The sequence below is a fragment of the Brucella pituitosa genome, assembly GCF_965577835.1.
Classification (GTDB): domain Bacteria; phylum Pseudomonadota; class Alphaproteobacteria; order Rhizobiales; family Rhizobiaceae; genus Brucella; species Brucella pituitosa.
Genome location: NZ_OZ264094.1, coordinates 809,997 through 822,716, shown reverse-complemented (window position 1 = coordinate 822,716; position 12,720 = coordinate 809,997). Strand labels below are relative to the sequence as shown.

Genomic DNA, 12,720 nt, shown 5'->3' with positions numbered 1-12,720 from the left:
AGGATAGGCTTGAAATGGCAAAAAGCGATGAAGAACATGATGACCCTATGATGGTCAGAGCGGTTGAAAAAGCTTTTCGTGTTCTTGAAACTTTCGACCCTCTTCATTCTCGCCAGACTTTGACGCAATTGGCCCAACGAGCTGGCATCGACCGTTCAGCAGCCCAGCGTTTTGCACATACATTGCTCAATCTCGGCTACTTACAGAAAGTGCCAGGCAGTAAAACATACGAGCTGGCGGCCAAGTCTTTGAATATGGCCTACCGATACACACGCTCGAGCTTACTCGTGCAGAGAGCTCACCCCTATCTGCTTCATCTCAATCGCAGCACCGGAGAAACGATTTCTCTCACCTTGCTCGACGATACGGATATCATTTATCTTGCACGTTATCTGTCATCAAACACGCTTGATAATGACGTCATTGTTGGTAGCAGGCTACCGGCATATTGCTCAGCGGCGGGATTGGTCTTTCTGGCTGGTCTTGATGACGCCCAAATCCACGACATTCTGGCGCGCAGCGACTTACGAGCCTATACGCCCAAAACGGTTTTTGATCCGGAGAAAATCTGGCGACGCATTTACGAAACACGCCAACGCGGATTTGCTATCGCAGAAGAGCAGGTTTACACCAACGATATTGCATTGGCTGCACCCATTTATTTACCCGATGGACACACAACTGCAGCTGCAGTCCTTGCAGCTTCGAACCTGCGCTACAATGAAGACACGCTGATAAGGCAATTTGTCCCCATGATGATTTCGGCAACGCGTTCAGTTACACAAATTCTGGCGTGAACATCTTCACTAAAACTAGGAAGAAGCTGTTTCAACGCAGTTTTTGCCCTGCGATTTCGCTTCATAAAGCGCCATATCAGCTTTGCGCAAAATACTATCGAATGTCGACGATGTATTCTTCTGCTTAGCCACACCAATCGATACAGTCACTTTTATTTTTACATCTCCGATGGCGAAGACATCGCGTTCTATTTTTTTCGGATCGCCTCCGTGGCCGTTGTGGCCAATTCGCTGTTGGCCTCACCGGAGATAATCACAAACTCTTCCCCACCAGAGCGCGCAACAAAATCCCCCTGCTCCATCGAATCCTGCAGTTGAAAAGCGACATGTTTGAGTACTTTGTCACCAACATCGTGACCATGACTGTCGTTGATCAGCTTGAAATTATCGATATCAAGAACTGCCACCGCGTGGTGAGTTTCTCGATCGCTGGTGGTTTTAAATCTTTCGCTACCAACTTCATTCAATGTCCAGCGATTGGGGGCCCTGTCAGATAATCATTAGAGGCAGCACGCTCCCAACGACGCCGTACTTGATCCGTGCACATGAGTATAAAAGTGGTAGTTCCAATAATAGGGAGAATTGCAAGAAACAGTGGCGTGACCGAGTTCATCCAGTTGGAATTATTTGTAATATCTAACACTGCACTGGGGCTTACGCCCAGGTAAAAAAGTGCCCGTGCTGCGGTAGCACTTAAAGCAGCTATGTACAGTGAAAGCAGCATCACACGGCTGCGCGATCCATCTCTGTAACGACGGCTGGCAAGGATGCGAATGCTCGCGGCCATCAACCATATCCAGACAATGGAAACAATCACGATACGCGCCAGTGTGTTTGGCGAGAAAATCACAAAATACGTAAAAGGCATCATCGCCAAAATGAAAAGAACCCAAGGAAACAGGGTGTCTTTCAGATTATGAAACTGCCTGATTGCCGTATAGTACAGGCATACGCCTGCAAAAAGACAGGCGTTCGCCACTGTCACCGTAACGCTGGGCGGCACGATTTTGCCAACCGCAAAGGTGGCACATCCCAGTGCAACGAACAGCGTTGCCCACATCTAACTCATGGCAGCAGGTCTCAGCGCGACCGGAAAATCACGATTGATTGCGCTCAGCATGCCGCCATTGACGAGAATAATCAAAGTGACGGTTAAAAAAACCGATTTGGCGTCCACTTTTCCTTCCCCCCATCAAACCTCCCGCCTCATGTTGATTGCCATTAAAACCGTCCAACCGAGTGCTTTGTTCCAAACTAATCGGTATTTCATAATTTTATGATTAATGTATTTCAAAACATATGAGCACACTCATGTTCAGCAAAGGTTCATAAACTTTTAGCTAACGAATTCGTGATGTCGCCTGACTTTGCTCTAAATCAGCAAATAATGATGGCGGCATCAAACGTCGTGTTTGATCAGGATTTGATGAAACAGGGCGTGCAGTTTCTGCCTTCCTAAGGAGAGGGATAATGAGTATTCGTTCCAAGCTTTTAGCAACCGTTGTTTTGCCGGCATTTTCAGCAACCATCATGATGCAGCCGGTTCAAGCAGAAACGTCTGGAGCGCCAATCATCCTCGCGCAGGATAGCGGTGAACAGCCTTCCGACGATCAATCGCTCCGCCAACAACAGGCGGAGGAAATGGAACGGGAAGCAGAGGAATCCCGCCGCCAAGCTGCAGAACAACAGCGCGCCGCCGAAGAGGAAAACCGACGGATAGCCGAAGAACAGCAGCGTGCGGCACAGGAAGAAGCCGACCGTCAGGCAGCCGAGCAGCAACGTGCAGCTGAACAGGCGGAGCGCGAGGCCGCAGAACAACAACGCAAAGTCGATCAGCAGAATGCAATCGAAGAAGAAGCACGTCAAAAAGAAGCCGAAGACGCTGCGCGACAGGCTGCTGAGCAACAGAAAGCAGCTGAAGAGGAAGCCAGACGCGTAGCAGAACAGCAGCAGAAAGCGGCTCAGGAAGAAGCTGATCGGCAGGCGGAAGAACAAAAGCGTGCGTCCGAGCAGGCACAGCGTGATGCAGCCGAACAGCAGAAAAGTGCCGAGCAGCAAAAGGCAATCGAGGACGAAGCCAAAAAGCAAGCCAATGAGGCTGCGAAGCAGTCCAGACCAAAGGAAAATCCGGATCAGCAATCAGAACCCGCTCAGTCTGAAGAGGTCCCTGCGGCCCCGACTGATCAGGAACCGGTAAAGCAGCCGGAAGAGCCAGCTGTCCCTCAGGTCCAGCCCGAGCAGCCTGAACCACAATCACCCGCTCCCGATGAAAAGCCTCAGGATGTTGAACCCGTTCCAGCAGAACAGCCGGATCAGCCACAGCCACAACCCGAGCAAGAAGCGCAGCAGCCTGCAAATAATCCGGCGCCAGAGCCCAAGGCTGAAATTATCGACGAACGAACAACCGAGCAGAAGCAGGAAATCGCGAAAGACCCTGCCAGCACAGATGAAACTGTCGTTCTGCCCGTCGAAAACGGAGCTGCCATTCTTGATAGTGACAAGGATGCTGACAATTCCGGGGGCAATCAGTCTCGAGAAGAGCGCCGTAAACAACGTGAACAACAACGTGCTGCCGACGAACAAAAAGCACCACCGCCCACGGATGATGCCGCGGCTCAGGTTGAAATTCCTGCGGAGGTGAAAGCCGCCCTGCCACAAAAAATCGAGGCTAATCTCAAAGAAGAAGGCACGCGTATCAAGGATGCACCAGCTTTCGTGGTTCCGGACACCACCAACATCGTCAACAACACGGTTATAAATAATACCGTCATTAACAACAACACGGTCAACAATGTGACGAATGTGAAGATTGTCGAACAGGTTGATAACCGCGTCATTCTGGAGACAGGCGACCGCATTTTTGTTCGTGGCGATGATCGCCCTCGCCTGCGTCGTGACGCAGAAAGCACTTACTATGATGAGTTGCCGCGTGGCCGTCTGCGCGAAACCATCGTTCGCCCCGGCGGCTATGAGATCGTGACTGTTTATGACCGTTATGGCGATATTTTACAGCGCTCGCGTATCGACCGTGATGGAAATGAATATCTGATGATCTATGCGCCAGAATATGATGACAATCCGCGCGCTGCGATCTTCGACGTTGGATATGATCTGCCTCCGATGCGGCTGACCATTCCTGTCAATGACTATATCATTGATGTGGCAGCGGACCCTGAACGCGACTTCTATGATTTCCTCGCCTTGCCGCCTGTCGAGCGTGTCGAGCGCGTCTACACAATTGATGAGGTTCGCCACTCCGCTCGCTTACGTGACAAGGTCCGCCGTATCGATCTCGACACGATCCATTTTGCGACCGGCAGTGCAGAGGTTTCGTTGTCTCAGGCCAAAACCTTGCGCAAAGTGGCGAATGCAATGCAAAAAGTGCTCGCCAAGGATCCGGGTGAAACCTTCTTCATCGAAGGTCATACAGATGCCGTCGGCTCGGATCGGTCAAATCTTGTACTCTCGGACCGGCGCGCGGAATCCGTGGCAAGCCTGCTTACGGAAGTCTACGATATCCCGGCAGAAAACCTCGTAACGCAAGGCTATGGCGAACGGTTTTTGAAAATTCGCACGCAATCGGCGGAACAGGAGAACCGCCGCGTAACGATCAGGCGTGTAACGCCGTTAGTGCGCCCTGTTGCTCAAAGATAAACCTTAATATGTTCGGCCGGCCAGGCGTAAACAGCCTGACCGGCCGAGCATATGCACTTGGCTTAGGCCTGGACGAACTGCACCTTCATCGTGGCGGGATCGCCACCTTTTTTTGTAAAGAACGGCAGCATTTCTTCAATAGGCAGGCGATGTGACACCAGACGGGCCATGTGGCCTTTATCCTTTTGCAGAATTTCCAATGCTTGCGGAATGTTGCGATTAAGCGAATGCGAGCCTGCAATGCGTATCTGGCGACGGAATATCTCAAACGGCGCCACCGAAATACGTGCGTCAGGTGCACAAACACCAAACACCAGCACAGTGCCACCATCTGCCGTGAAGCTGACCATACCTTCCGCAACCTTGGCAATGCCGGTTGCATCGGCGACAAAATCAAAACTCCTTTTCCGCGCTTCAAGTGCATCTGAGCCCGAAACCAACGGTTCAAGTCCAAGGCTCTCGGTGAATGCCAGACGGTGCTCATTAATATCCGCAACGGCAACTTTCGCCACACCTTGCGCTTTGAGCGAAAGCGCAAGCAGCAAGCCTATCGGCCCGGCGCCAAATATCAGTGCTGTCTCAGCTCCTTGCGGGCCGGTTTTCAGTTCGGCTGCCCCAAGGCCGTTAAGCACACAAGCCAGCGGCTCCGCCAAAGCGGCAACATCGAAAGGCAGGTCGCCAATAAGATGCAAGTGCTGTGCGTTGACGAGACTTTTGTCCGCAAAGCCGCCATTATGGGTAACGCCGTAGGCCTTAAGGTCGGCACAGAGATTGGTTAGCCCTTTCTGGCAGGCGCGGCAGTGTCCACACGGTATGTTCGGATCAATCGCCACGCGATCCCCTGGCTTTACGTTGGTCACATCTTCAGCAACCGCAAGCACAACACCCACATATTCGTGCCCCGGCACGAGTGGAAATGCGCTTGAACCATAGCGTCCATACAGCACGTCTATATCAGTGTGGCAGAGACCGGACGCCTTTACGTCAATCAAGGCATGGCCGGGCTTTAGTTCCGGGTCTGCCAGTTGAGCAAGTTCCGCAATGCCATGTCCGGTAAAATATATGGCTTTCATTTCCGCACCTTAGAGCGCATCCCGAAAGCTATGAATGAGCGCTCGGAAAAGATGCGCGTTGGAAAATCATCAGAACACCTATCTGTTTCGATCAGATCGGTGTTCTGATGGATGGCTCAGGCCATCCAGTTGCCACCGTCGACGCCAAAAGTCTGGGCGAGGATATAATCGCTGTCAGACGACGCAAGGAATACGGCCATGCCTGTAATATCTTCAGGCGTCGCAAAGCGACCAATTGGAACCGACTTCGCCACCGCAGCTTTTTTCTCTCCGGGCTTGAGTCCCTCCCATTTGGCAAAATTGGCATCGACCACTTCCCAATGCTCGCCATCAACAACGCCCGGTGCAATCGCATTGACCTGAATATTATGCTTAACGAGAGCAAGCGCTGCCGATTGGGTTGCTGAAATAATCGCGGCTTTGGAGAGGCAATAGAGCGTCACCAATGCTTCGCCACGACGGCCAGCCTGGCTCGCCATATTGATGATTTTACCGCCGCGCCCGCGCGCGATCATCACATTGGATACCGCTTTCATCATGAAAAGCGGACCTTTGAGATTGATACCGAGGACACGTTCATAACTGTCTTCGGTGATCGCATTGATAGGTGCCATATCGAAGATTGCGGCATTGTTGACCAGAATGTCGATGCCACCATATTCCTTATCGATATCTGCCACGACTTTCTCGATATCTGCAAGATTGGTCACATCGAGTTTAACCGCTTTCACGGCGCCGCCCAGGCTACGCGCCGCCTCTTCCGCACGCTCAATATTGATGTCGGCGATGATAACTTTCGCACCCTCGCGCGCATAGGCTTCAGCGAAGCCTAGACCAATACCGCGTGCGGCACCGGTGATAAGGGCAACTTTGTCTTTCAGTCTCGTGGGCATGCTCATGGGAAGTCTCCGGGAGAGTTATTCTCTGCACTCAACGGTGCGTTTTCTTTTCGGAAAGCAGAAGCGGATGACGTTCACGCCGCTCGAGCGCCAATCCATCAGATTTAAAAAGATGGGCGTCAGCCGGGTTAAAGCCAAGATTGGCGATTTCATGCGCGCGCGCGGTGCTGCCGCCACCTGCTTCAGAAACAATCAGATCTTTCGCAGCAGAATTCTGGACGTAAAGGTAGGTTTCACCACCCAGACGTTCCACGACCATGATCTCACCATCCAAAGTGCCATCGGGGGCTGGATGAAGATGTTCAGGACGTATACCGAGAACCAGAGGTGCTCCGATATCGACACCAACGTTCTTGACTGGCACCGTCACACTATTGCCGTTCGTAAGCACGACCGTAACGCCGTCTGCATCGAGTGCTTTCACCTTAACATCAATGAAGTTCATTGTCGGAGAGCCTATGAACCCTGCAACGAACTGATTGACAGGATGATGATAGAGTTCAAGCGGTGAGCCAAGTTGCTCAACCATACCATCACGCAGGACAACAATCTTATCAGCAAGCGTCATCGCTTCTACCTGATCATGCGTCACGTAAATCATGGTTGCATTCAGACGATCGTGCAGACGAGCAAGCTCGATACGCATCTGCACACGCAACGCGGCATCAAGATTCGACAGAGGTTCATCAAAGAGAAAAATCTTCGGCTCGCGTACCATAGCGCGACCAATGGCAACACGCTGGCGCTGACCACCAGAGAGCTGGCGTGGCTTACGATCCAAAAATTTATCGAGCTGGAGCGTCTTCGCCACCTCTTCGACCTTGCGATCACGCTCTGACTTGGAAACGCCTGCCAGTTTAAGCGCAAAACCCATATTGTCGCGCACATTCATATGCGGATAAAGCGCATAGGTCTGGAATACCATCGCCAAACCGCGTTCATCAGGCGGCACATCATTGCATTGCTGACCATCAATCGTAAGATCACCACCGGTTATTTCCTCAAGCCCGGCGATCATGCGCAAAAGTGTGGACTTACCCGATCCTGACGGGCCGACAAACACCACAAACTCACGGTCTTCAATATTGAGATCAACGCCTTTGATGACATCGACATTGCCGTAGGATTTGGTGGCATTATGAAAAGAAAGCGTAGCCATAGGGTTCCCTTTATTTCACAGCGCCGAAAGTAAGACCGCGCACCAGCTGACGCTGGGTGATCCAACCAAAGACAAGAATTGGCGCGATGGCGAGCGTGGAAGCCGCCGAGAGTTTTGCCCAGAAAAGTCCTTCCGGCGATGAGAAGGACGCGATGAATGCTGTCAGCGGACCTGCCTTGGATGCCGTCAGATTGAGACTCCAGAATGCTTCGTTCCAGCAAAGAATGATCGAGAGAAGGGCCGTTGACGCAATTCCGGGCAAACTAAGTGGCAGCAACAGATAACGGATCTGTTGTCCCACTTTCGCGCCATCCATGCGGCTGGCCTCCAGAATTTCATGGGGGACTTCCTTGAAGAAGGAATAGAGCATCCAGACGACAATCGGCAGATTGGACAATGTAAAGATGATGATGAGACCCGTGCGCGTATCAAGCATTCCGCTGTCGCGAGCAAGCAGATAGATCGGCACCAAAACACCCACAGCTGGAAGCATTTTAGTTGAAAGCATCCAAAGCAGAAGGTCCTTGGTACGCTTGCCCGGAAAAAACGCTGCTGCATAAGCTGCCGGCACCGCGATGACAAGCGAGAGGATCGTTGCACCCAAGCTTTCAACGACACTATTCATCGCGTAGCGAAAATAATCCGCGCGCTGATTGACCGCTGTGAAGTTTTCAAGCGTTGGCGAGAAGAAAAGCTTCGGCGGAGCCACAGCGTCGATTTCCGTTTTGAACGCTGCGAGTAACATCCAGAGGATGGGAAAGAACATCAGGAGCGCCACTACCCAGCCGATGATACCGGCAGAGACTGTGGCTTTGTTGAATTTACGTTTTGCAGCCATCTCAGCCTCCTAGTTATCCAGATTACGCGCGACGGTACGGATGAGGAAAATGGCGACGATATTGGCAAGAACGATGGCAATTACACCAGCCGCCGATGCCCCGCCGATATCCCACTGCAAGAGCGCTTTGAGATAGATGAAATAGGTGAGTGTAGTGGTAGCAATACCTGGACCACCTGAAGTGGTGACAAGAATTTCTGCAAAAATCGACAGAAGGAAGATCGTCTCGATCATGATGACAACCGAGATCGGTCGTAAAAGATGCGGCAGGATGATGTAGTAAAACATTGCCGGGCCTTTGGCCCCATCAAGACGGGCAGCTTCCATTTGCTCGCGATCCAGCGACTGCATCGCGGTCATCAGAATAAGCGTTGCAAAAGGCACCCATTGCCATGAAACAATCATGATGATTGAAGCCATTGGGAACTGCGAAAACCAGTCGATCACCGGCAGGCCAAAGCTACGCGAAATAAACGCGAAGAAGCCATTCACCGGATGCATCAGTAAGTTCTTCCAGATCAGTGCTGACACTGTCGGCATGACGAAAAATGGCGCAATGACCAAAAGCCGCGCTATGTTTTTGCCGAAGAAATCCTGATCGAAAATAACTGCAAACAAGACACCCATCACAATGGATATGACTAAGACAGACCCAAGCAGGATCAATGTGTTAGCAATTGCAGACCAAAGTCCTGGATCAGAAAGAAGAAACGAATAGTTTGAAACACCGGCAAAGCCCGTCACGAAGGGATTTATCAGATTGTAATACTGGAATGAAAACCACAGGGTCATCGCCAGTGGCACGATCATCCATAAAAGCAACACAATCACTGCTGGCGCAAGCAGAGGGCCGGTACGGATACTGCGGCGCGACCTGGATGCAAAACGAGGTTTGGTGCCGGTGACGGCAACATTGCTAGATGGCATTGAATGCCCCTCCCTTTCCGCTGATACCCTCACTCCACTAAGAGCCTGCGAAAATTGGAGCAGTTCCGATTAAAGTCAAAACGTCGGAACTGCTCTAACTGATTGGTTCGTTGCATTATTCCCCGCAAAAAATGGTCTACACTTTTGCTGGAAATGCTCCAAACCTGCTGCCCATTTTTAGATCGGCAGCAGATATCGGCAAGTTCTGACTACTTGATATAGCCGGCCTGCGTCATCATTTGTTCAGCCTGTCGCTGTGCGCCGTCAAGCGCCGCATCAACACTTTGCTGGCCAGCCACAGCCGAAGAAATCGCCTGACCTACAATCGTCCCGATTGCCTGAAATTCCGGGATCGCTACGAACTGGATGCCTGTGTAGGGAACCGGGTCCTTGGTAGGCTTTGTCGGATCAGCGGACTCGATAGCTGTGAGAACAGTTTCAGCGAAGGGTGCAGCCTTTTTGTAGTTCTCATTGGAGTACGTTGATTGGCGTGTGCCCGGGGGAACTGCGACCCAGCCTTCCTTCTCACCGACCAGCTCCACATATTTCTTGGAGGTCGCCCATTTGAGGAATGACTTTGCGGCTTCCGCCTTGCTGGTCGATGCCGGAATCGCAAGGTTCCACGACCAGGCCCATGCCGAGCCATTCGGCGTCACTTCAACAGGCGCTTTGGTGAAAGCTACCTTGTCGGCTACCTGGCTCTGTGTCTTGTCGTAGATGCGTCCGGCTGCAGATGTCGCATCAATCCACATCGCGCAATGACCGGTCGAGAAAAGTGCCTGATTTTCATTGAAGCCATTCGACGTAATTCCGGGAGGGCCTGCTTCTTTCATCAGGTCGACGTAGAAGTTAATTGCCTTCTTCCATTCGTCTGAGTTTATCTGCGGCTTCCACTGCTCATCAAACCAACGGCCACCAAATGTGTTTACGAGCGTGCCCAGATAGGCCATGTTTTCGCCCCAGCCCGGCTTGCCGCGCAGGCAGAGACCGTACTGCTCTTTGGACTTATCGGTGAGCTTGGTGGCGAATTCCTTGATCTGCTCGTAGGTCGGCTCATCCGGCATTTTCAGGCCAGCAGCATCAAACAGATCCTTGCGGTAAAGTGTGAATGAGCTTTCTGCATAGAATGGGACGGCATAGAGCTTATCCTCAACCGTCAGGCCTGCACGGACGGGCTTGATGAGATCGTCATAGTCGTAATCGTCACCAAGGTCATCGACTTCAAGCAGCCATCCGGCCTTGCCCCAGATCGGCGCTTCGTAACCACCGATGGTCATGATATCGAACTGACCGCTCTTAGTCGCGATGTCAGTAGTCACACGCTGACGCAGGACGTTTTCTTCGAGAACGACCCAGTTAAGCTTGTTGCCGGTTTCCTTTTCCCATTCCGACGACAGCTTCTGCATAATGATCATGTCAGCGTTATTTACAGTAGCAATAGTCAGCTCCTCAGCTGAAGCAGCCCCAGAAATAATGGCTAGCCCCGCAACTGACGCAATTAGCCCAGCTACATAAGATTTGGTTCGCATATCGTCTCCTCCTTTACGAATGCATAGCAAAATTCTTACATGTGTAAAATTTATGAACAGTAGTTTGCTGCTTGTCAAGCAAGGCTTTTATGCAAATTCTGAGGAGTGATATGCTATCAGCAAAAGCTCATATACGATAAGAAATATTCTGTTTTACTACCCAAAAATAGGTAGACCTCTGTTCGTGTCTTTTCGCAAAAGCGAAATTATTAATTTGAATTCAAATATCTACGCCGAATACGCAGTGCCAAAAAATCTGAATATTGGTGGAGATTACGCGATGTATAACTTTGGCCGCAATCTCTGTGCGAACCAATGATCAGAATTTGGTATTAGAGCGCATCCCAAAAAATGTGAAACGGTTTTCGGACAAAGATGAGCGTTAAAACAAATATTTAGAGCGCCGATCTGATCCATTCAGATCGAAACCCGCTCTAAGCTGAACCGCGCATAATAAGATGGCTATCAAGGCGGCGTACTTCCGTTTCAATGGCGGCACCGCTTTCTTGCGCATTGATGCGTGAGAACAGCATATCAAGCCCGAGCTGGGCGATATTGCGATAATCCTGAGCAACTGTTGTCAATGGCGGACAGGTGAAGCGACTAAGGGGGTGATCATCGTGACCAGCCACACGAAAATCGCAGCCTTCCTCACGCCCAACATGGCGTCTGCGCTCAAATGCAGCAGAGATCACTCCAAAAGCAAGGCGGTCGTTCGCACAGAGTACGGTCCGGGTTGGAAAGCCGCCACGATCAAGAATCCGACCTGCTTCCTGATATCCCAATTCCTCAAAATTCCAGTTCTTCGCCGTCATCGGCAAAACAATTGGTTCAGTGCCAAGTCGTTCCATTGTCGCTATATAAGCGGCGCGACGGTCAAGCGCATTCTGATTGACGGCAGGCATTTCCAGAAAGCATGGATGCTCTCCAGTCCGGCACAAATATTCCGTTATGTTGCCTATACTCTGTCGATTATCCGTACCGACAAATGGCTGATCTTCACTGATACGGTTATCGAGAAAAACCACTGGCATTGAATTTGAAAGACTGGCCAGAAGCTTGGCGTCAGTGTCAAAACCCAGCGGCGCCATGAGAACGCCCGCGATCTTAAGCGACATCAGCGTGCGCATCGCACGCGCCTCCAGTTTTCTATCGCCGTGTGAGGACAACACAATTGTCCAATACCCTTCTGCAAGACAACGCATTTCGATCTGACGGATTATTTCCGCATAAAAGGGATCCGAAATATGCGGAACAATGACGCCGATGTTCTTTGGCTTCTTGCGGTTAAGGCTTACAGCAAAGATATTGGGCTGATAGTTGTAGTCTTTAAGAGCCTTTTCAATGCGGGCACGGGTAGAAGGTTTAACGCTCTCAGGATTGTCAAAATACTTGGACACAGTGGGACGAGACAGGCCGCTTGCCACGGCAAACTCCTCCATCGTCCTGATCTTGTTATCACCCATTATGCGCTCTTCCCGATCCAACCAGATTGTCAACTGGCAGGCCCATTTTCTTTCTATGCGTAAAATTTTTTTTACACAGAAGCAACCCGAATTTATATTTCATACCGTTTCGACACTGATTTTTCATACAAATTTCGTAAGAATTTCGTGATTATGCAGCGTTTAAATCGTTATAATTTTTACACGTGATAATTTTTATATTGACTCGCTGAACAAGCTCTATCATGTCTAGGGAAAGCCCCGCTTCGGGCTAAAGGAGGAACCTGCCCTTCAGGGAGGTTTCATGATCGGCAACGGTCTTGAGCCAGCAGGAAACCATTTTTGTGTCCCAAATCAGAAGGACGATCCGGCGGGTGCCGGTTCTATTCGGAGGAAATC

At 50.9% G+C, this 12,720-nt stretch carries 12 protein-coding genes; 2 read left to right on the top strand and 10 right to left on the bottom strand.

The features are described 5' to 3' along the window. Window positions 1–14 precede the first annotated feature (14 nt). Complete coding sequence (locus tag ACSME1_RS23125; RefSeq protein WP_036567869.1) at window positions 15–797, top strand: IclR family transcriptional regulator; 783 nt, start codon at window positions 15–17, stop codon at window positions 795–797. Window positions 798–812: 15 nt separating this feature from the next. On the opposite strand, the gene ACSME1_RS23120 is transcribed toward ACSME1_RS23125, so the two are convergent. Genes ACSME1_RS23120 through ACSME1_RS23110 form a run of 3 tightly spaced genes read right to left on the bottom strand, consistent with a single transcriptional unit; the run spans window position 813 to window position 1,857 of the window. Next, entirely contained in the window at window positions 813–968 is a 156-nt protein-coding gene (locus tag ACSME1_RS23120; protein ID WP_435655797.1) for a diguanylate cyclase, read from the bottom strand. A 17-nt stretch (window positions 969–985) separates the two neighbouring features. After that, a complete protein-coding gene (locus ACSME1_RS23115; protein ID WP_435655588.1) occupies window positions 986–1,264 on the bottom strand; it encodes a GGDEF domain-containing protein in 279 nt (92 codons plus the stop codon). Then, the gene (locus ACSME1_RS23110) at window positions 1,261–1,857 is read right to left on the bottom strand and encodes a hypothetical protein (RefSeq protein ID WP_435655587.1); all 597 of its coding nucleotides are present in this window, start codon (window positions 1,855–1,857) and stop codon (window positions 1,261–1,263) included. The genes ACSME1_RS23115 and ACSME1_RS23110 overlap by 4 nt, the downstream gene beginning before the upstream one ends. A gap of 410 nt (window positions 1,858–2,267) precedes the next feature. On the opposite strand from ACSME1_RS23110, the gene ACSME1_RS23105 reads away from it, so the two are divergent. Beyond that, complete coding sequence (locus tag ACSME1_RS23105; RefSeq protein ID WP_435655586.1) at window positions 2,268–4,451, top strand: OmpA family protein; 2,184 nt, start codon at window positions 2,268–2,270, stop codon at window positions 4,449–4,451. Window positions 4,452–4,513: 62 nt separating this feature from the next. On the opposite strand, the gene ACSME1_RS23100 is transcribed toward ACSME1_RS23105, so the two are convergent. The 7 genes from ACSME1_RS23100 to ACSME1_RS23070 all read right to left on the bottom strand — a co-directional run bounded on the left by ACSME1_RS23100 (window position 4,514) and on the right by ACSME1_RS23070 (window position 12,342). Continuing rightward, window positions 4,514–5,524, bottom strand: coding sequence for a zinc-dependent alcohol dehydrogenase family protein (locus ACSME1_RS23100; RefSeq protein ID WP_435655585.1), 1,011 nt, complete (start codon window positions 5,522–5,524; stop codon window positions 4,514–4,516). A gap of 116 nt (window positions 5,525–5,640) precedes the next feature. After that, window positions 5,641–6,417, bottom strand: coding sequence for an L-iditol 2-dehydrogenase (locus ACSME1_RS23095; RefSeq protein ID WP_024899080.1), 777 nt, complete (start codon window positions 6,415–6,417; stop codon window positions 5,641–5,643). Window positions 6,418–6,454: 37 nt separating this feature from the next. Beyond that, window positions 6,455–7,582, bottom strand: a complete 1,128-nt coding sequence (locus tag ACSME1_RS23090) for an ABC transporter ATP-binding protein (RefSeq protein ID WP_207489444.1) — start codon at window positions 7,580–7,582, stop codon at window positions 6,455–6,457. Window positions 7,583–7,592: 10 nt separating this feature from the next. Continuing rightward, the gene (locus ACSME1_RS23085) at window positions 7,593–8,420 is read right to left on the bottom strand and encodes a carbohydrate ABC transporter permease (RefSeq protein ID WP_105535080.1); all 828 of its coding nucleotides are present in this window, start codon (window positions 8,418–8,420) and stop codon (window positions 7,593–7,595) included. Window positions 8,421–8,429: 9 nt separating this feature from the next. Next, the gene (locus ACSME1_RS23080; protein ID WP_435655584.1) at window positions 8,430–9,347 is read right to left on the bottom strand and encodes a carbohydrate ABC transporter permease; all 918 of its coding nucleotides are present in this window, start codon (window positions 9,345–9,347) and stop codon (window positions 8,430–8,432) included. Window positions 9,348–9,556: 209 nt separating this feature from the next. Continuing rightward, window positions 9,557–10,876, bottom strand: a complete 1,320-nt coding sequence (locus tag ACSME1_RS23075) for an ABC transporter substrate-binding protein (RefSeq protein WP_024896999.1) — start codon at window positions 10,874–10,876, stop codon at window positions 9,557–9,559. Window positions 10,877–11,310: 434 nt separating this feature from the next. After that, complete coding sequence (locus tag ACSME1_RS23070) at window positions 11,311–12,342, bottom strand: LacI family DNA-binding transcriptional regulator (RefSeq protein ID WP_024896998.1); 1,032 nt, start codon at window positions 12,340–12,342, stop codon at window positions 11,311–11,313. Window positions 12,343–12,720 lie beyond the last annotated feature (378 nt).

Excerpts from the sequence above, each read along its gene's own strand:
- ACSME1_RS23125 (WP_036567869.1), top strand. The coding sequence starts at position 15 with ATGGCAAAAAGCGATGAAGAACATGATGACCCTATGATGGTCAGAGCG.
- ACSME1_RS23100 (WP_435655585.1), bottom strand. The coding sequence starts at position 5,524 with ATGAAAGCCATATATTTTACCGGACATGGCATTGCGGAACTTGCTCAA.
- ACSME1_RS23090 (WP_207489444.1), bottom strand. The coding sequence starts at position 7,582 with ATGGCTACGCTTTCTTTTCATAATGCCACCAAATCCTACGGCAATGTC.
- ACSME1_RS23105 (WP_435655586.1), top strand. The coding sequence starts at position 2,268 with ATGAGTATTCGTTCCAAGCTTTTAGCAACCGTTGTTTTGCCGGCATTT.
- ACSME1_RS23070 (WP_024896998.1), bottom strand. The coding sequence starts at position 12,342 with ATGGGTGATAACAAGATCAGGACGATGGAGGAGTTTGCCGTGGCAAGC.
- ACSME1_RS23085 (WP_105535080.1), bottom strand. The coding sequence starts at position 8,420 with ATGGCTGCAAAACGTAAATTCAACAAAGCCACAGTCTCTGCCGGTATC.
- ACSME1_RS23075 (WP_024896999.1), bottom strand. The coding sequence starts at position 10,876 with ATGCGAACCAAATCTTATGTAGCTGGGCTAATTGCGTCAGTTGCGGGG.
- ACSME1_RS23095 (WP_024899080.1), bottom strand. The coding sequence starts at position 6,417 with ATGCCCACGAGACTGAAAGACAAAGTTGCCCTTATCACCGGTGCCGCA.
- ACSME1_RS23080 (WP_435655584.1), bottom strand. The coding sequence starts at position 9,347 with ATGCCATCTAGCAATGTTGCCGTCACCGGCACCAAACCTCGTTTTGCA.
- ACSME1_RS23110 (WP_435655587.1), bottom strand. The coding sequence starts at position 1,857 with ATGTGGGCAACGCTGTTCGTTGCACTGGGATGTGCCACCTTTGCGGTT.